This is a genomic window from Streptomyces sp. NPDC048417 (genome assembly GCF_040651615.1).
In the GTDB taxonomy this organism is placed as follows: domain Bacteria; phylum Actinomycetota; class Actinomycetes; order Streptomycetales; family Streptomycetaceae; genus Streptomyces.
The window spans coordinates 21,102-40,077 of the sequence record NZ_JBEZKI010000021.1; the positions used below are offsets into that span (position 1 = coordinate 21,102).

An 18,976-nucleotide genomic window follows, 5' to 3' on the forward strand; every position below is an offset into this window, starting at 1 on the left:
GCGCACGCCCCTTCACGCCTCCGTGGGCTCCAGCAGCTGCCGTGCCTCCGCCCGCCGGGCCCGGACGGTGTCGTCGTCCGGGTCGGCGCCCTCGTAGGCGTCCAGCACCGCACGCGCGCGTGCCGCCGCGTCCGCCGGCCGGCTCAGGTCGGCCTCCAGCCAGCCCGCCGCGAGTTCGGCGCCGGTACGGCTGTGCAGCCCGTCCTCGCCCAGCTCGGCGAAGACCGCGATCGCCGCCGTCATCTCGGCCAGCGCCGCCTCGAACGCGTCCTGGATCGCCGCGTCCTCCGCCTCCTCGGGCACCGACCGGGCCAGCAGATCACCGAACTGCCGGCGGGTGTGCCCGAGTTCACCGGTGAGCCGCTCCCGGGCCGCCGGGTCGGCGGGCGTGGGGAGTGCCGCCAGCGCCGTCTCGCACTCCGCCACCGCGGCCGCCATCAGCCGCCGCGCGCCCTCCACGCCCGCCTCCGTGCGCAGCGCCAGCCAGGCGCGCGCCCGCAGCGAGCGGACCAGGAAGTGCACATTGCCCACGGCCCGCCACAACTCGCCCGCGCGCCTGTACGCCTGGTCCGCCTCGGCGGGCAGCCCCGCGTTGCCCAGCGACTCGGCGGCCAGGTGCGCCAGGGTGGCGTGGTCGTGCTGCTCGGGCCAGTGCCGGGCGATCTCGGCCGCCTGGAGCCGCCGTTCGGCCGCCGCGTGGTGCTCGCCGAGCTCGCTCAGACAGTCCCCGAGCCACCACTGGGTCTGGACGACCGCGCCGTCGCCGTGCGTCTCGGCGCTCAGGTCGGCCAGCGCCGACTCCAGCACCTCGGCGGCCTCCGCGAACCGCCCCTGCCGCAGCAGGAAGCCGCCCAGCTGGTGCCGTGCCCAGGCGCCCAGGGTGCCGCTCTCCCCGGCCTCGTCGGCCCAGTGCGCGGCCTCCAGGGCGTGCTCGGCGGCCTCCTCGGCCCCGCCCCGGCCGCCGAGGACCTCGGCGAGCTGGAGATGCAGCTGGGCCCGCCCGACCGGCTCCACATACGGCCCGCCGTGCTCCAGGGCCGCGCGCAGCGCCCGCTCCGCCTCGGCCATGTCGCCCTGTTCATGGGCGAGCGCGGCCACCCGCACCTCGTACTCCACCGCGAACCACGGCAGCTCCGCGCCGACGAACTGCGCCGACGCCTGCCGGAACAGCTCGCCCGCCCGCTCCCCGTCACCGGCGTGCTCGGCCAGTTCGGCGAGCATCGCCCGCCCCTCGGCGGCCCGGGACACCAGCCGGAGGTCGGACCCACCGCGCCCGCCGACGAGCGCCAGCAGCTCCCGTACGGCCTGCTCGGCGTCGGCGGCGCCCTCGGACCGCTCGTGCACCCACCGCATCAGGATCCGCGCCCGGCTCATCAGCACGGACGCCGTCTGCCGCACGCCGGTGGCGTCGTCGGCGTACAGCGCGAGGATCCGGTCGTAGGGCTCGTCGATCGCGGCCGTCGCCTCGTCCAGCTCGCCGGACAGCGCGCGGACGTAGGCCGCACGCGCGCGTGCCGCGATGGCCTCGCCCTCGTCGCCGGCCTCCGCGTACAGTTCCGCCGCCTGTTCGAACAGTCCGACGCCGTCCGGGCCGCGGCCCATCGCCGTGTGGTCGGCGATCTCCGCGCGGACGTACGTGTCCACGTCGGTGCTCTCGGCGGCCTCCGCGACCGCCGCCCAGGCTTCCAGGGCGTGCGGCTGGAGCGTGTCCGACAGCCGGCGCGCCTCGGCGAGCAGCGCGGGCAGCGACGGCCGCTCCGGTGCGGGCGCCCGCACCACCGGCGCGACCGGTCCGGCGGGCGCCGTCCGCACCGCGCGCACGCCCAGCGGCAGCCGGTCCATCAGCGGCCGCTGGGCCATACGCTCGCGCACCTGGTCGCCGACGTACGAGGTGCCGTTGCGGGCGTCGAACCGCGCGGCCAGCTCCAGGGCCTCCGCGCGCGCGTGGACGGCGAGTTCCCCGGCGCTCCACGCCCGCCCGTCGGGGCCGGGCACCCGCTGGTCACCGAGGCCGAGCTCGGTCAGCCGCTCCATCAGCAGCGTCACCACCGCCATGAAGTCCAGCCGGCTGCGCGGCTGCCCGGTGTCCGTGAAGTAGGCGGGACGTTCCGCCAGCAGCTCGAGACCGCGCGCCTCGTTGCCGGTCAGCGCGCAGAACTCCACATGGTCCGCGTACGCGCCGCGCATGCTCTCCATGGGGCGGACCAGCCGGAAACCGCGCAGGTGGTGGGCGCGCGCCTCGTCGACCCGGCCAAGGCGCAGCAGCGGCACCAAAGAGGAGGCGAGGACCGTGTGCGGCTCGTGGGCGCAGCTGTACTCGCCCTCCAGGACCGGCCGCCACAGCTCCAGGGCCTCCGCGTCCCGGCCGTTCCGCAGCTGCCAGCTGCCCTGCCCGTGCAGCTCGCACGCGTGGCAGTCGGCCATCCGGTCCCGGTCCGCCGCCAGCCAGGCCGTGTACGCCCGCTCCGCGCGCGTGAAGTCACCGATGTGCCCGGCGACGCTGAACTCGGCGCTGCGCACCGCCCGCTCGGAGTGCCCGGCGAGCCGGTAGCGGTGCTCCATCTCGCCCAGCCACTTCTCGATCGAGGCGAGCGGGATGTGCGGCTGGTCGAGCATGCCGGCCGACATCCACTTGAAGACCCAGTACAGCGAATGCGTCTCGTACTCGTCGAAGTCCCCGGGCCGCTCGTCCCACAGGCGCAGCAGCCGCGCGAAGGGGACGAACATCTTGTCCTTCTCGGAGCTGTAGTTGTAGACCTTCAGCTGATGCCCGAGCGCCTCGATCACGGCGAGCGGGATGTTCAGCTTCTCGGCCTCCAGCAGCAGCTGCTCCGCACGCGCGTTACGGGCGGGCCCCTCCGGCTCCTCGGAGTTCTCGGCCAGCGCGCGGCGCAGCGAGTCGAAGTCCGCGATCCCGCCGGTTTCGTCCATCAGCGGTCACTCTCCCCATGAGTGGCCCACTCCAGGAGGCCGATGAACGAGCGGTTGATCAGCGCCGAGTCGGCGGGCCGCAGCGGGCGCTGGGCCATCAGCAGCGCCTGCCCGTAGAGCGATTCGCTCGCGGTGCCGATCAGTTCCGGATCCGTCAGGGAACTGATCCGCCGGATCAGCGGGTTGAGATGGTTGAGCACCAGACGCGCCCGGGGCGCGCTGCCGCGCAGCGAGCCCAGGATGCCCGCCCACAGGTCGTCGGCCTGCTCCTCGGCCTCCGCGCGGGCCTGCTCGTGCCGGGCCGCCCGGTCGTCCAGGTGCAGCGCGGGCACGGAGAGGGGGTGGAAGGCGCGCAGGACGACATCACAGCCCAGCGGGTCCAGCTTCGCCCGCGCGGCCGCGAGGAAGCCCGCCAGCGCCAGCTCCTCCGCGGGATCCACCGTGTCCAGATGCGCGGTCACGGTGTCCGCGTCCAGCTCCGCGACCACCGTCCCGGGCCGCACCGACGGCAGCGCCTCGACCAGCTCGCTGTCGTACGTGTAACCGCCGTTGATCACCCCGACGCCCTGTGCGGAGGCGATCGGCGCGACCTGCCGGTACTCCTCGACCGTCCGCGTGAAGTGCACCACGGGGTGCCGCTGCGCGAACTCCTCCAGGGACAGCTGCCCGTCCGTGGTCTCGAAGGGGAGCCACGGCAGCATGGTGCGCAGCATCTCCTGGTCGTGCCGGGCCAGCGACTTCACGCCGAGGTGGTGCACGGACAGGAACGCCGAGAGCCGTTCCGGATCGCCGGCGGCCAGCCCGGTCAGCCAGGACCGAATCCTTTCGCCGAGCGCCTCCCGTACGGCGGCCAGCGTCTCGTCCTCGTACAGCGACTCGCGCGAGGCGGTCGGCCGCAGACTGTCCGTGTCCAGGACACAGCGCACGAAGAACGCCCAGTCCGGCAGCAGCTGTTCGGCCCGCTCGGTGAGCAGCATGCCCTTGAGGTGCACGCGATGGGTGGCCCGCTGGGCGGGACTGACCGCCGACGGCAGCACGTACGCCACCCCCCGGATCCCCGCCAGCGGCACGTCCAGCGCGATCGAGTCCAGCGGTGCGAACCCGAACAGCTCCTGACAGTGCCGGGCCAGCGCCACCCGGCGGGTGCTGGGGGAGGGGTACGGCCGGTCCCAGGGCGCGGGCAGGTCGGTGACCGCCTCGTCGCCCACCCGGACGTCGTAGGGCAGCAGCGAACCGAAGTCCCGCGCCAGCGCGAGCACCCGCCGCTCGTCCAGCCACTCCGCGGCCCCCGCCCGCGCCACCAGATGCACGGTGGTGCCGGGCTCGGGCCGCGCCTCGGGCGCCAACGTCCTTACGGTGTACGACCCGTCGTCGCGGGCCGTCCACTCCACGGGCGGCGCGTCCGGCGTGCGGGCACTGCGGCTGACCACCCGGATCCGCTCGGCGACCACGAAACAGGCCAGCAGCCCGATGCCGAACTGGCCCAGGAAGTCGGAGCGGGCCTCCTGCAGCCCCTCCGCCCGCTTGGAGCTGCGCCCGATGGTCGCGAGCAGACTGTGCACGTCCGACTCGGTGAGCCCGACGCCGCTGTCCTCCACCCGAAGAGCACTGCCGTCGGCGTAGAGCCGCACCCGCGCCGGGGCGTCGGGCTGCTCGGCCCGTCTGGCGGTGATGGCGTCCACCGCGTTCTGCAGCAGCTCGCGCAGGTAGACCTTGGGGCTGGAGTACAGATGGTGGGAGAGCAGGTCCACCAGACCACGCAGGTCGACCTGGAACGTATGAGGTGACTGTGATGCCTGGGATGACTGTGAGGTCTGGGAGTCCATCGTCGCTGCGCCGGAGGGGGGAAGAGGTGGTCGGCGCGGGGTCGGGCGGTCCCTGGTGGGGTGGTGACCGCGGAAGGATGGCCGGAGCGCGCCATCCTATGACTCAAAACGGCCGTCTGACCAGGGGTTTCCCGAGACATATACGGCATTGTCAGTGGCGTGGTGTGCAATGGATCTCGTGCCCGCACTGGAAGAACCACTGAAGAAGGTGCTCGGCCCAGCCACCGCGAAGGTGATGGCCGAGCATCTCGGCCTGCACACGGTCGGCGATCTCCTGCACCACTACCCCCGCAGATACGAGGAGCGCGGCCAGCTCACCCACCTCGCGGACCTGCCCATGGACGAACACGTGACCGTGGTCGCCATGGTGGCCGACGCCCGCCTGCACACGTTCGCCTCCGCCAAGGCACCCCGTGGCAAGGGCCAGCGGCTGGAGGTCACGATCACCGACGGCAGCGGCCGGCTCCAACTGGTCTTCTTCGGCAACGGCGTGCACAAGCCCCACAAGGAACTCCTGCCGGGCACACGCGCGATGTTCGCCGGCAAGGTCTCGGTCTTCAACCGCCGCCTCCAACTGGCCCACCCGGCCTACGAACTGCTCCGCGGCGACGACCCGGCCGAATCGGTGGAGACCTGGGCCGGAACGCTCATCCCGCTCTACCCGGCCACCGCCAAGCTGGAGTCCTGGAAGATCGGCAAGGCGATCCAGACGGTCCTGCCGAGCGTCCAGGAGGCCCTGGACCCCCTTCCGCCGACCCTCCGCGAGGGCCGCGGTCTGGTCTCCCTGCCCGAGGCCCTCCTCAAGATCCACCGCCCGCACACCAAGGCGGACATCGAGGACGCCCGCGCCCGCCTCAAGTGGGACGAGGCCTTCGTCCTCCAGGTCGCCCTGGCCCGCCGCCGCCACACCGACGCCCTGCTCCCGGCGGTGGCCCGCAGACCCAGCCCCGACGGCCTTCTCACGGCCTTCGACGACCGTCTCCCGTTCACCCTCACGGACGGCCAGCAGAAGGTCTCGAAGGAGATCTTCGACGACCTGGCGACGGAGCATCCGATGCACCGCCTCCTCCAGGGCGAGGTGGGCAGCGGGAAGACGCTGGTCGCCCTGCGCGCCATGCTCGCGGTGGTCGACGCGGGCGGCCAGGCGGCCATGCTCGCGCCCACCGAGGTGCTGGCCCAGCAGCACCACCGCTCGATCACCGAGATGATGGGGGAGTTGGCGGAAGGCGGCATGCTGGGCGGCGCCGAGCACGCCACCAAGGTCGTCCTGCTCACCGGGTCTATGGGCACGGCCGCCCGCCGCCAGGCGATGCTCGACCTCGTCAGCGGCGACGCCGGCCTGGTGATCGGCACCCACGCCCTGATCGAGGACAAGGTCCAGTTCCACGACCTGGGCCTGGTGGTGGTGGACGAACAGCACCGCTTCGGCGTGGAACAGCGGGACGCCCTGCGCGGCAAGGGCAGACAACCACCCCACCTCCTCGTCATGACCGCGACCCCCATCCCGCGCACGGTCGCGATGACGGTCTTCGGCGACCTGGAGACCTCGGTCCTGGACCAGCTCCCGGCCGGCCGCTCCCCGATCGCCACGCATGTCGTCCCCGCCGCCGACAAGCCCCACTTCCTGGCCCGTGCCTGGGAACGGGTCCGAGAGGAAGTCGGGAACGGCCACCAGGCGTACGTCGTCTGCCCCCGCATCGGAGACGAGGAGGAGGACCCGAAGAAGGCGAGGAAAACGGCCGAGGACGAAGCCGAGAAGCGCCCCCCGCTGGCCGTCCTGGACGTCGCCGACCACCTCGCCAAGGGCCCGCTGACCGGCCTGCGGGTGGAGGTCCTGCACGGCAGGATGCACCCGGACGACAAGGACGCGGTGATGCGCCGCTTCGCCACCGGCGACACGGACGTCCTGGTCGCCACCACGGTCATCGAGGTCGGCGTGAACGTCCCCAACGCCACCGCCATGGTGATCATGGACGCCGACCGCTTCGGCGTCTCCCAGCTGCACCAGCTGCGCGGCCGGGTGGGCCGAGGCTCCGCGGCCGGCCTCTGCCTCCTGGTCACGGAGATGCCCGAGGCGAGCCCGGCCCGCCAGCGCCTGACGGCCGTCGCCTCGACCCTGGACGGCTTCGAGCTGTCGAGGATCGACCTGGAGCAGCGGAGAGAGGGCGACGTGCTGGGCCAGGCCCAGTCCGGAACCCGCTCCAGCCTGAGGGTCCTCGCGGTCATCGAGGACGAGGAGATCATCGCGGAGGCACGGGAGGAGGCGACGGCGCTGGTGGCGAGGGACCCGGAGCTCGCCGACCTCCCCGGCCTGCGAACGGCCCTGGACGCCCTTGTGGACGAGGAGAGAGAACAGTTCCTGGAAAAGGGCTGAAGCTGCAGCGCCCCGCAAGGGGCGCGGGGAACTGCGCGACAAGCCACGGTGGACCCGCAGCCGCTGTCCCGGACCAGGCCCCACCCCGTTAGGCCTGCCAGACTGAACCGAAAAGCCGTCCACGACGAAGGACCCTCGAATGACCCGCGTGATCGCCGGCGCAGCCGGCGGACGTCGGCTGACGGTGCCGCCAGGCACAGGCACCCGGCCCACATCCGACCGCGCACGCGAGGGCCTGTTCTCCACCTGGCAGTCCCTCCTCGGCGGCCCCCTGGACGGCGAACGCGTCCTCGACCTCTACGCCGGTTCGGGAGCCGTGGGCCTGGAGGCCCTCTCCCGGGGCGCCTCCCACACCCTCCTCGTCGAAGCCGACGCCAGAGCCGCCCGCGTCGTACGGGAGAACGTCAAGAACCTGGGCCTGCCCGGCGCCGAGGTGCGGGCGGGCAAAGCGGAACAGATCGTCCAGTCACCGGCGCCCGCGCAGCCGTACGACCTCGTCTTCCTCGACCCCCCGTACGCCGTCTCGGACGACGATCTTCGGGAGATTCTCCTCACACTCCACTCGGGGGGCTGGCTAGCGCCGGAGGTGCTCGTCACCGTGGAGCGCAGCACCAGAGGCGGTGACTTCCCCTGGCCGACCGGCTTCGAGGCCCTCCGGTCCCGTCGCTACGGCGAGGGAACGTTTTGGTACGGTCGCGCCGCCTCTACGTGCGAAGACGCACGATGACCGGACCGGAGAGCGAGGGATCACAAGTGCGCCGCGCCGTCTGTCCCGGGTCGTTCGACCCGATCACCAACGGACACCTCGACATCATTGCCCGTGCGTCCCGTCTCTACGACGAGGTCTACGTCGCGGTGATGATCAACAAGTCCAAGAAGGGCCTGTTCGAGATCGACGAGCGGATCGACCTGATCCGCCAGGTCACCGCCGACTACGGAAACGTCCGTGTCGAGGCGTTCCACGGCCTCCTCGTGGACTTCTGCAAGCAGCGCGAGATCCCGGCCATCGTCAAGGGCCTGCGGGCCGTCAGCGACTTCGACTACGAGCTGCAGATGGCCCAGATGAACATCGGCCTGTCGGGCGTGGAGACACTCTTCGTGCCGACCAACCCCACCTACAGCTTCCTCTCGTCCTCCCTGGTCAAGGAAGTCGCCCAGTGGGGCGGGGACGTGTCCCACCTGGTTCCGGAGGCCGTTTTCGAGGCCCTCAACAAGCGTATTCGCAGGGACTGATGGGGCTACAGTCGTCCCGTCCGTCTCCAACACAGCTGTAGAGAGTGGCGAGCGCAGGGTGGACGTACAGAAGAAGCTCGACGAGATCGTGGCCACGGTCTCCGGTGCCCGGGCCATGCCCATGTCGGCATCGTGCGTGGTCAACCGTGCCGACCTGCTCGCGCTGCTCGAAGACCTGCGCCAGGCGCTGCCCGGCTCCCTCGCCCAGGCCCAGGAGCTGATCGGTGACCGCGAGCAGATGGTCGAGCAGGCGCGCATGGAGGCCGAGCGGATCATCGAGACCGCGCACGCCGAGCGTGGCTCGCTGATCTCCGACACCGAGGTGGCCCGCCGCTCCCAGGCGGAGGCCGACCGGATCCTCGGCGAGGCCCGCAGGGAGGCCGAGGAGGTCCGCGCCGACGCCGACGACTACGTCGACTCCAAGCTCGCCAACTTCGAGGTCGTCCTCACCAAGACCCTCGGCTCGGTCGGCCGCGGCCGCGAGAAGCTCCTCGGCACCGGCCCGGGCCTGGACGAGCAGGGCTACGAGGACGAGGACGCCCCCGAGCGCAGCCACGACCCCGAGACCCTGCGCCGGGACGCCGACGCCTACGTCGACGTCAAGCTCGGCGCCTTCGAGGCGGTCCTCGCCAAGACACTGGAGGCCGTCGGCAAGGGCCGCGCCAAACTGCACGGCCGGATCGCCTCCGACGCCCTCGGCGCCCTGGCCGACGACAACACGACCTTCCAGCACTCCAGCGACGCCGACTACCTCGCCGACCTCGCGGCCCTCGCCGACCAGGACGCCCAGGCGGCCCAGGCGGCACAGGCCGAACAGCAGCCCGCCGCCGCCCAGCAGCAGCCGCAGTACGACCAGCAGCCGGTGCAGCATCCCGTGGCGCAGGATCCGTACGGCTACCCGCAGCAGCAGGACCCCTACGGCGGCTACCCCCAACAGCAGCCCGCCTACGCCCAGCAGGACCCCTACGGCTACCAGCAGGCCGACCCCTACGCCTACCAGGGCTACGACACCGGTCAGCAGCCGGTCTACGACCCCCAGCAGCAGCCGGCGGCCCAGCACCAGGCGCAGCAGTCGTACGCCCTCGACGAGACCAGCCTCTTCGACACCGGCATGATCACGCCGGAGCAGCTGAGGGCGTACGAGCAGGGCCGGGGCCTCTAGGAAACCGGCCGAAGGCCAGCGGATTGGGCCGACAGCGAAAGGTCCAGTATCCTGGCTCTTCGGTCGCGTCTGCGTACGCGATCAACGCTGCCCGGAGGAATCTTCCGGACGGCGTCCCTCTGAACTCGAAGATCGAAAGCAGGAATGGCTCCTCACGCACGCCTAGACCACCGCAACCCGTTCGTGTTCGACACGCACGAGCTGGGGCGGCGTCCTGGCGCGCTGCAGCGCCTGACCCGCACGATCGACGCCCCCGAGGACTTCGGTATCAAGGGGGTCATCGGAGTGCCGGAAGGCGTCCCGGTGGAGTTGGACCTCCGGTTCGAGTCGGTCATGGAAGGGGTGCTCGTCACAGGCACCGCCCGTGCACAGGCCGAGGGGGAGTGCGTAAGGTGTCTGGAGCCGGTCGAGCAGGAGCTCGAAGCGGACTTCCAGGAACTGTTCTCGTACCCTGACGCCGACGACCGGGGCCGCGTGATCGCGGAACCGGGCGACGACGCCGAGGACGACGAGGACAGGTACTTCATCGAGGACGGCTTGTTCGACCTCGAACCCGTGCTGCGTGATGCGGTGGTGCTCGCACTGCCGATGCAGCCGGTGTGCCAGGACGACTGCGCAGGGCTGTGCTCCGAGTGCGGAGCCCGCCTCGCGGACGACCCGGACCACCAGCACGACGCCGTCGACATCCGTTGGGCGGCTTTGCAGGGACTCGCCGGTTCCACCAAGGACGGCGAGAAGGACGAGATGAGCGGCGCTGACGCGCAAGCGGGCGTCGACGAGAAGCAGGAGAAGTAGCCGTGGCTGTTCCGAAGCGGAAGATGTCGCGCAGCAACACGCGCCACCGCCGGTCGCAGTGGAAGGCTGCGGTCCCCACCCTGGTTGCGTGCGAGCGCTGCCACGAGCCCAAGCTGCAGCACATCGCGTGCCCGTCTTGCGGCACCTACAACAAGCGCCAGGTCCTCGAAGTCTGAGCGGCCAGGTGAGAGGCACTGTGTCCAGTCCCAAGAAGGCGGAAGACGCCAAGGCGGATCCAACCGCCAAGAAGAAAACGGACAACACGGCCTCGTCCCACACGCTTCTGGAAGGGCGGCTCGGCTACCAGCTCGAGTCCGCCCTTCTGGTGCGTGCGCTGACCCACCGTTCCTACGCGTACGAGAACGGCGGCCTGCCGACGAACGAGCGGCTGGAGTTCCTCGGTGACTCCGTCCTCGGCCTCGTCGTCACGGACACGCTGTACAAGACCCACCCGGACCTGCCCGAGGGCCAGCTGGCCAAGCTCCGGGCAGCGGTGGTGAATTCTCGTGCGCTCGCGGAGGTGGGCCGAGGTCTCGACCTGGGTTCCTTCATCCGGCTCGGCCGCGGTGAAGAGGGCACGGGCGGCCGGGACAAGGCGTCCATCCTCGCCGACACCCTGGAAGCGGTGATCGGCGCGGTCTATCTCGACCAGGGCCTCGACTCGGCGTCCGAGCTGGTGCACCGGCTCTTCGACCCGCTGATCGACAGGTCCTCGAACCTCGGAGCCGGCCTGGACTGGAAGACCAGTCTCCAGGAGCTCACCGCGACGGAGGGCCTCGGCGTGCCCGAGTACCTGGTCACGGAGACCGGCCCCGATCACGAGAAGACCTTCACTGCTGCCGCCCGCGTCGGAGGCGTCTCGTACGGCACCGGCACCGGCCGCAGCAAGAAGGAGGCGGAACAGCAGGCCGCCGAGTCCGCCTGGCGCGCCATCCGCGCCGCCGCGGACGAGCGAGCCAAGGCAGCCAAGACGGCAGCGGCAGCCGAGCAGGCCGCCGCGGCCGAGGAGGACGACGGCTCGTCGTCCGCCGCCTCCGCCTGAAGAACAGCGCGACGATCCGAGCGCCCGGTCCCTTCCCAGGGCCGGGCGCTCGCATCGTCCAGGGTCCTGCACGGGAGACGCGATGCCCGAATTGCCCGAGGTCGAGGTCGTACGGCGTGGCCTGGAGCGATGGGTCGCCCATCGTGTCGTGGCCGAGACCGAAGTGCTGCACCCGCGTGCCGTACGACGGCACCTCGCCGGCGCCGACGACTTCACGCACCGGCTCAAGGGCCATCGCGTCGGCACCCCGAGCCGGCGCGGCAAGTACCTGTGGCTGCCGTTGGAGGACACCAACCAGTCGATCCTCGCCCACCTCGGCATGAGCGGTCAGCTGCTGGTACAGCCGCACGAGGCACCGGACGAGAAGCACCTCAGAATCCGCGTCAGGTTCGCCGACGGCCTTGGCACCGAACTCCGCTTCGTCGACCAACGCACCTTCGGTGGACTGTCGTTGCACGACAACACCCTCGACGGGCTGCCGGACGTGATCGCGCACATCGCCCGCGACCCCCTCGACCCGCTCTTCGACGACGAGGCCTTCCACCAGGCACTGCGCCGGAAGCGTTCGACCATCAAGAGGGCGCTGCTCGACCAGTCCCTGATCAGCGGAGTCGGCAACATCTACGCGGACGAGGCCCTCTGGCGGGCCCGGGTCCACTACGAGCGACCGACCGCCGGCTTCACCCGCCCGCGCACCGCCGAACTCCTCGGCCATGTACGGGATGTGATGAACGCGGCCCTGGCCGTCGGCGGCACCAGCTTCGACAGCCTCTACGTCAACGTCAACGGCGAGTCGGGGTACTTCGACCGCTCGCTGGACGCCTACGGCAGGGAAGGGCTGCCCTGCCGACGGTGCGGCACGCCGATGCGCAGGCGACCGTGGATGAACCGGTCCAGCTACTTCTGCCCGAAGTGTCAGCGGGCGCCGCGCGTCTCGTCGTAACGTGCGCGGGCGGCCAGCACCTCGTCCATCCGGCTCTCCACGAAGTGGACGACGGACAGCAGGCGTTCGGCGACCTCGCGACCGAGCGGGGTGAGTTCGTAGTCGACCCGCGGCGGGTTGGTCGGCTGGGCCTCGCGGTGCACCAGGCCGTCGCGCTCCAACGCCTGAAGGGTCTGCGAGAGCATCTTCTCGCTGACGCCGTCCACGCGCCGGCGCAGCTCGTTGAACCGGAACGACCCTTCGTACAGCGCGCTCAGCGTCAGCCCGCCCCAGCGGCCCATGACGTGTTCCAGCGTGGTGCGCGAGGGACAGGCCCGGGCGAAGGCGTCGTACGGAGGATGCGTCTCCTCGGGACGGTCCTGGGTGCTGATGGTCATGGGCCAAGCGTAAGCGAGCACGGCGCTAACCAACAGGGTGCGCTAACTGTCGGTTAGCGCACCCCGGAGTGGCAGGTACGGCTCAGTACCCGAAGTCCTGCGTCCACCAGGGGCCGCCCGAACCGAAGTGCACCCCGACCCCGAGGGTCTTGAAGTCGCAGTTCAGTATGTTCGCGCGGTGGCCCTCGCTGTTCATCCAGGCGTCCATGACGGCCTGGGCGGTGGCCTGGCCCCGGGCTATGTTCTCGCCGCCCAGGTTGGCTATGCCGGCGGCCGCGGCCCGGTCCCACGGCGTCTTGCCGTCCGGGTCGGTGTGGTCGAAGAAGTCCCGCGCGGCCATGTCCTCGCTGAACGACTCGGCCAGCTCGGACAGCGAGGAGCTCGCGGACAGCGCGCTGCAGCCGACCTTGGACCGCTCCTCGTTCACCAGCTTGAGCACCTCGGCCTCGGCGGCGGCCGCCTGGGACACGGTGATCGGCGCGGCGGTCTTCACCGGCGCCTTGGTGGCCGTCCTGGTCGGATTGGGCGTCGCCTTCTTGGACGGCGTGGCGCCGGGCGTCGGCTTCTCGGTGGCCGTCTTCGTCGGCGCGGGCGACGCGGAGGCGGAAGTGGAGGTGGACGGGGAGGCGGACGCCGTCTCCGTGGGCGAGCCGGAGCGCTGGGTGTCACGGCTGGTCGAGGAGCCGGTGTCCCGGCTCTCGGCGCTGCCGGAGGTGCCGCCCTGCTCGGCGGCCGTGTTGCTGGGCGCCCCGTCGGCCTGCACCTGGTCGCCGCCGGTGGTGCTGCTCTTCCCGCCGAGCTTGTAGTTCTCCAGGCCCGGCACCACACCGGTGGCCACCGCGACGGTGCCGATGGCGACGGCGGCCGAGACCCCGAGCAGACCCGTGCGCACGGGTCGCCCGGCCTTCTTCCTGCGCCGGTGCCCGCTGCCGCCCGCCGGGGAGCCGCCGATGACCGGGGCGAACTCCTCAGTGGAGAAGACGGCCGTTTCGTCGGCCCGGGCGTAGTCGTTGCCGGTCGCGTACAGATAGGCGGAGCTGCGCGCGTTGGCGTCGGCGTAGTCCTCCTGGTGCAGGTAGGCCGCGGTGCCCGTCCCGAAGCGGAGGCCCGCGTACGAGTCCTGCGGGTCGTGGCCGCCTGTGTACGGGTCGTCGTCCTCGGTGGCCCCCGTGGCGCGGCCCGTGGCGGCGCGGCCGGCGGCGGAGCGTCGGTGGCGTCCCATGTCCTTGCCTTCTTCCCTCGTCCTCGCGGTCCGGGTCGACCAGGTGCCGGTGTGGCCAATGACTCCTTCTGGTCCACCAGACTCACCCGATCGAGTGAGTTTCAGATGAGATTCATTGGGTGGGGACGGTACCGCATGGCGGTGGAGGCGGAAGTGTTCCCAGTGACATTGGCCGGTTAGGTTGCACCCATGAGCGAGGATGTACGACTGGTCGCCTGGGTCCGTGGGCGCGTGCAGGGAGTGGGATTCCGCTGGTTCACGCGGGCCAAGGCACTGGAGATCGGCGGCCTGAGTGGTTTTGCTCTCAATTTGGGCGACGGTCGCGTCCAGGTGGTCGCGGAGGGTTCCCGGACGGGCTGCGAAGGGCTGCTCGCCTGGCTCCAGGGCGATGACACGCCCGGGCGGGTCGAGGGTGTCACCGAGATCTGGGACACACCCCGCGGCGGTTACGAGGGCTTCGCCATCCGCTGACCCCGCTCCGGGAAACCCCGCAGGTGGAAGCGGAGTGAACTGCCACCGGCATGTGCCCGAAGCAGAAAGAGCCTGGTGGTTGCCAAGAATCGCTTGTCGTGGCAGGCTCCGCAGATAAAGCAGATAAAGCTGATCGCCACGTCCTGAGGGCCCCGCAGGAGTCGCAGCGCCGCCGGTCCTGAGCCGCGCGCGCCCGGGTTCGCCCGCCAATACAGGGCGTGATCGTGTTGACCGTCAAACTTTTTGGTGAGACGCTGAAAGCCCCGCGCACCTTAGCTGTTTGGCATGGAGCAACAAGCGAGTAACACTCGAATGTGTCAAGCACCGCGGGTGCGATCCCTCACGACCCACACCGCTTCGGTCGGTCACTCAGTGTGGAGGACCATCCATCATGGCAAAGGCGCTTCTCGGTTACGTCGGCGGCTCCGACCCGCGACTCCTCGCCGAGATGCGACGGCTCCAGCAGCGTGTCCAGGACCTCGAATCCGAGCTGGTACGGATTCAGGCCGAGAACGACGCGCTGACGGCTGCCGCTTCTCCCGACAGGATCATGGAGAGCATCGACGCAAACCAGGCGGAGCCTGCGCTCACCTGATCGCTGCATCGCTCCACAACAGCACATGCGGCGGTTGGGCAGCCCTTTCAACCGCTAAGTTGTCAAGATCTGCAAGGGACGCCCCGGCGTCCCTTCTTTTCTTTCTTCGCTGTCCCTCTTGCTGCCCCCGCACCCCTGCGCCCGGCCCTTTCCAGCCCCGCGCATCCTTTCACCCTCTTTAACGTCTGGTGTGCCCTGCATGTTCATGCGCGAAACCGCGAGGTTGCGAGGCTTCGTGGAGTGCGGTAGCGCCGCCGGGTAAAGTCCGACGGCGTGCATCTCAAGGCCCTGACCCTTCGCGGGTTCAAGTCGTTCGCCTCGGCGACCACGCTCCGGTTCGAGCCGGGGATCACGTGTGTCGTCGGTCCGAACGGCTCGGGCAAGTCCAACGTCGTGGACGCGCTCACCTGGGTCATGGGAGAGCACAGCGCGAAGTCGCTGCGCGGCGGCAAGATGGAGGACGTCATCTTCGCCGGCACCACGGGCCGCCCGCCGCTGGGCCGCGCCGAGGTGTCCCTGACCATCGACAACTCCGACGGCGCGCTGCCCATCGAGTACGCCGAGGTCACCATCACGCGGATCATGTTCCGCAACGGTGGCAGCGAGTACCAGATCAACGGCGACACGTGTCGCCTCCTCGACATCCAGGAACTGCTCTCCGACTCGGGCATCGGCCGCGAGATGCATGTCATCGTCGGCCAGGGTCAGCTCGACTCCGTCCTGCACGCGGACCCGATGGGCCGCAGGGCCTTCATCGAAGAGGCGGCCGGCGTCCTCAAGCACCGCAAGCGCAAGGAGAAGGCGCTGCGCAAGCTGGACGCGATGCAGGCCAATCTCGCGCGCGTGCAGGACCTCACCGACGAACTCCGCCGCCAGCTCAAGCCCCTCGGCCGCCAGGCGGCGGTGGCTCGCAGGGCCGCCGTCATCCAGGCGGACCTACGCGACGCCCGGCTGCGCCTGCTCGCCGACGATCTCGTACGACTGCGCCAGGCACTGCAGACCGAGATCGCCGACGAGGCCGCCCTCAAGGAGCGCAAGGAAGCCGCCGAGCAGGAGCTGAAGAAGGCCCTCCAGCGCGAGGCGCTCCTGGAGGACGAGGTTCGCCGGCTCACCCCGCGCCTCCAGCGCGCCCAGCAGACCTGGTACGAGCTGTCCCAGCTGGCCGAGCGGGTGCGCGGCACCATCTCGCTGGCCGACGCCCGGGTGAAGAGCGCCACCTCCACGCCGCCCGAGGAGCGGCGCGGCCGCGACCCCGAGGACATGGAGCGCGAGGCCCACCGCATCCGTGAGCAGGAGGCCGAGCTGGAGGCGGCCCTGGAGGCGGCCCAGCACGCCCTCGACGACACCGTCGCGCACCGCGCCGAACTGGAGCGCGAACTGGCCCAGGAGGAACGGCGCCTGAAGGACGTGGCCCGCTCCATCGCCGACCGTCGGGAAGGCCTGGCGCGGCTGAACGGCCAGGTCAACGCGGCCCGTTCGCGTGCCGGCTCGGCCCAGGCCGAGATCGACCGCCTGGCCGCCGCCCGCGACGAGGCCCAGGAGCGGGCGGTGTCGGCGCAGGAGGAGTACGAGGCGCTGAAGGCGGAGGTCGACGGCCTCGACGCCGATGACGAGGAACTGGCCGAACAGCACGAGCAGGCCAGGCTGCGGCTCGCCGAGGCGGAGGCGGCGCTGACCGCGGCCCGTGAGGCGAGCACCGCGGCGGAACGCAGCCGCGCCGCGACCCAGGCCCGCCACGAGGCGCTGGCGCTGGGCCTGCGCCGCAAGGACGGCACCGGGATACTGCTCGGTGCCCGGGACCGTCTCACCGGAGTCCTGGGCCCGGCGGCGGAACTGCTGACGGTGACCCCGGGCCACGAGGTGGCTCTGGCGGCGGCCTTCGGCACGGCGGCCGACGCCATCGCGGTCACGACCCCGGCCTCGGCAGCCGACGCGATCCGCCTCCTCCGCAAACAGGACGGCGGCCGAGCAGCCCTCCTCCTCTCGGGCGCCCCTGAACTACCCCAGCCTGAAGCGCCCTACAGGGGCGCGGGGAACGGCGCGCCCGGCCGCGACGGCGTGGCAGACGACCGACGACCGGCGATGGCGCTGGAAGAATCCGGTGACTCGACTGTGCCCTACAGGGGCGCGGGGAACGGCGCGCCCGGCCGCGACGGAGCCGCACCCGACCCGCGACCCACCCCGGCGCCCCCCTCCGGGACACCCGCCGCCGATCTCGTCCGCGGCCCCGCCGACCTCATGCCCGCCGTCCGCCGCCTCCTGCACGGCATCGTCGTGGTCGACACCCTCGAAGCCGCCGAGGAACTCGTCTACCGCCACCCGCACCTCACCGCCGTCACCGCCGAAGGCGACCTCCTCGGCGCGCACTTCGCCCACGGCGGCTCCGCGGGCGCCCCGAGCCTTCTCGAAGTACAGGCCTCCGTCGACGAGGCCGCCGCCGAACTGGAAGAGCTCGCGGTCCGCTGCGAGGCGCTGACCGAGGCCCAGCAGACGGCCCAGGATCACCGCAAGGCGTGCACCGCCCAGGTCGAGGAGCTGGGGGAACGCCGCCGCGCCGCCGACCGGGAGAAGTCGGCCGTCGCCCAGCAGCTCGGCCGGCTCGCCGGGCAGGCGCGCGGCGCGGCCGGCGAGGCGGAGCGTTCCACGGCCGCCGCCACCCGCGCCCAGGAGTCCCTCGACAAGGCTCTGGAAGAGGTCGAGGTACTGGCCGAGCGGCTCGCCGTGGCCGAGGAGATGCCGGTCGAGGAGGAACCGGACACCTCGGTGCGGGACCGGCTGGCCGCCGACGGCGCCAACGCCCGCCAGACCGAGATGGAGGCCCGCCTCCAGGTCCGTACCCACGAGGAGCGGGTCAAGGGCCTCGCCGGCCGCGCCGACTCCCTCGACCGCGCCGCCCGCGCGGAACGCGAGGCACGCGCGCGTGCGGAACAGCGCCGGGCCCGGCTGCGCCACGAGGCCGCGGTCGCGGAGGCCGTCGCCTCCGGCGCCCGCCGGCTGCTCGCGCATGTCGAGGTCTCGGTCGGCCGGGCCGACGGGGAGCGGGACGCCGCCGAGGCCGCGAAGGCCCGGCGTGAGCAGGAGCTGACCGCCGCCCGCAACACCGGCCGTGAACTCAAGGCGGAACTTGACAAACTCACGGATTCAGTTCACCGGGGTGAGGTACTCGGCGCCGAGAAACGGCTGCGGATCGAGCAGCTGGAGACCAAGGCGCTGGAGGAGCTCGGTGTCGAACCGGCGGGACTCGTCGAGGAGTACGGCCCGCACCAGCTGGTGCCGCCCTCGCCCCCCGCCGAGGGCGAGGTGCTGCCGGAGGACCCCGAGCATCCGCGCAACCAGCCCAAGCACTTCCACCGGGCCGAACAGGAGCGGCGGCTCAAGGCGGCCGAGCGGGCCTACCAGCAGCTCGGCAAGGTCAACCCGCTCGCCCTGGAGGAGTTCGCGGCCCTTGAGGAACGGCACAAGTTCCTCAGCGAGCAACTGGAGGACCTGAAGAAGACCCGCTCCGACCTGCTTCAAGTGGTGAAGGAGGTCGACGAACGCGTCGAACAGGTCTTCACGGAGGCGTTCCGGGACACGGCGAGGGAGTTCGAGGGCGTCTTCAGCCGGCTGTTCCCGGGCGGCGAGGGACGGCTGATCCTCACCGACCCCGACAACATGCTCACCACGGGCGTGGACGTCGAGGCCCGGCCGCCGGGCAAGAAGGTCAAGCGGCTCTCCCTGCTGTCGGGCGGCGAACGCTCGCTGACCGCCGTCGCGATGCTGGTGTCCATCTTCAAGGCGCGGCCCAGCCCGTTCTACGTCATGGACGAGGTCGAGGCGGCCCTGGACGACACCAACCTCCAGCGGCTGATCCGCATCATGCAGGAGCTCCAGGAGTCGTCGCAGCTGATCGTGATCACGCACCAGAAGCGCACGATGGAGGTCGCCGACGCGCTCTACGGCGTCTCCATGCAGGGTGACGGTGTGTCGAAGGTCATCAGTCAGCGGCTGCGCTGACGCTGGGTC

Annotated in this window: 15 protein-coding genes; 11 read left to right on the top strand and 4 right to left on the bottom strand. The window is 71.2% G+C overall.

Annotated features, from left to right (window positions below):
- Nucleotides 1-12: 12 nt before the first annotated feature.
- Together AB0D59_RS30480 and AB0D59_RS30485 are read right to left on the bottom strand one after the other, a co-directional pair.
- Nucleotides 13-2,931, bottom strand: coding sequence for a tetratricopeptide repeat protein (locus AB0D59_RS30480; protein ID WP_362572089.1), 2,919 nt, complete (start codon nt 2,929-2,931; stop codon nt 13-15).
- Complete coding sequence (locus tag AB0D59_RS30485) at nt 2,931-4,757, bottom strand: HSP90 family protein (RefSeq protein WP_362572092.1); 1,827 nt, start codon at nt 4,755-4,757, stop codon at nt 2,931-2,933. The genes AB0D59_RS30480 and AB0D59_RS30485 overlap by 1 nt, the downstream gene beginning before the upstream one ends.
- 169 nt (nt 4,758-4,926) lie before the next feature.
- On the opposite strand from AB0D59_RS30485, the gene recG reads away from it, so the two are divergent.
- The 8 genes from recG to mutM all read left to right on the top strand — a co-directional run bounded on the left by recG (nt 4,927) and on the right by mutM (nt 12,306).
- Complete coding sequence (recG, locus tag AB0D59_RS30490; RefSeq protein ID WP_362572094.1) at nt 4,927-7,131, top strand: ATP-dependent DNA helicase RecG; 2,205 nt, start codon at nt 4,927-4,929, stop codon at nt 7,129-7,131.
- Between the two features lie 139 nt (nt 7,132-7,270).
- Complete coding sequence (gene rsmD, locus AB0D59_RS30495) at nt 7,271-7,858, top strand: 16S rRNA (guanine(966)-N(2))-methyltransferase RsmD (protein ID WP_362572097.1); 588 nt, start codon at nt 7,271-7,273, stop codon at nt 7,856-7,858.
- A gap of 26 nt (nt 7,859-7,884) precedes the next feature.
- On the top strand, nt 7,885-8,364 hold the full coding sequence (coaD, locus tag AB0D59_RS30500; protein ID WP_362572100.1) for a pantetheine-phosphate adenylyltransferase: 480 nt from the start codon (nt 7,885-7,887) through the stop codon (nt 8,362-8,364).
- Nucleotides 8,365-8,422: 58 nt separating this feature from the next.
- Entirely contained in the window at nt 8,423-9,526 is a 1,104-nt protein-coding gene (locus tag AB0D59_RS30505) for an ATP synthase F0 subunit B (protein WP_362572103.1), read from the top strand.
- 144 nt (nt 9,527-9,670) lie between these two features.
- Complete coding sequence (locus AB0D59_RS30510; RefSeq protein WP_362572106.1) at nt 9,671-10,321, top strand: YceD family protein; 651 nt, start codon at nt 9,671-9,673, stop codon at nt 10,319-10,321.
- Between the two features lie 2 nt (nt 10,322-10,323).
- Nucleotides 10,324-10,497: a 50S ribosomal protein L32 gene (gene rpmF / locus AB0D59_RS30515; RefSeq protein ID WP_007493396.1), complete on the top strand. Its 174-nt coding sequence runs from the start codon at nt 10,324-10,326 to the stop codon at nt 10,495-10,497.
- A gap of 8 nt (nt 10,498-10,505) precedes the next feature.
- Nucleotides 10,506-11,363, top strand: a complete 858-nt coding sequence (gene rnc / locus AB0D59_RS30520) for a ribonuclease III (protein ID WP_362572109.1) — start codon at nt 10,506-10,508, stop codon at nt 11,361-11,363.
- Between the two features lie 82 nt (nt 11,364-11,445).
- Complete coding sequence (gene mutM / locus AB0D59_RS30525; protein WP_362572112.1) at nt 11,446-12,306, top strand: bifunctional DNA-formamidopyrimidine glycosylase/DNA-(apurinic or apyrimidinic site) lyase; 861 nt, start codon at nt 11,446-11,448, stop codon at nt 12,304-12,306.
- On the opposite strand, the gene AB0D59_RS30530 is transcribed toward mutM, so the two are convergent.
- Nucleotides 12,279-12,683, bottom strand: coding sequence for a helix-turn-helix domain-containing protein (locus AB0D59_RS30530; protein WP_362572115.1), 405 nt, complete (start codon nt 12,681-12,683; stop codon nt 12,279-12,281). The two genes, mutM and AB0D59_RS30530, sit on opposite strands and share 28 nt — an antisense overlap.
- 82 nt (nt 12,684-12,765) lie before the next feature.
- A complete protein-coding gene (locus AB0D59_RS30535; RefSeq protein ID WP_362572118.1) occupies nt 12,766-13,905 on the bottom strand; it encodes a CAP domain-containing protein in 1,140 nt (379 codons plus the stop codon).
- 189 nt (nt 13,906-14,094) lie between these two features.
- Here AB0D59_RS30535 and AB0D59_RS30540 point away from each other — a divergent pair, with 189 nt between their 5' ends.
- The 3 genes from AB0D59_RS30540 to AB0D59_RS30550 all read left to right on the top strand — a co-directional run bounded on the left by AB0D59_RS30540 (nt 14,095) and on the right by AB0D59_RS30550 (nt 18,967).
- The gene (locus AB0D59_RS30540) at nt 14,095-14,376 is read left to right on the top strand and encodes an acylphosphatase (protein ID WP_351712561.1); all 282 of its coding nucleotides are present in this window, start codon (nt 14,095-14,097) and stop codon (nt 14,374-14,376) included.
- 391 nt (nt 14,377-14,767) lie between these two features.
- On the top strand, nt 14,768-14,971 hold the full coding sequence (locus AB0D59_RS30545; protein ID WP_093498859.1) for a hypothetical protein: 204 nt from the start codon (nt 14,768-14,770) through the stop codon (nt 14,969-14,971).
- A gap of 273 nt (nt 14,972-15,244) precedes the next feature.
- A complete protein-coding gene (locus tag AB0D59_RS30550) occupies nt 15,245-18,967 on the top strand; it encodes an AAA family ATPase (RefSeq protein ID WP_362572121.1) in 3,723 nt (1,240 codons plus the stop codon).
- The last annotated feature ends 9 nt before the right edge of the window (nt 18,968-18,976 follow it).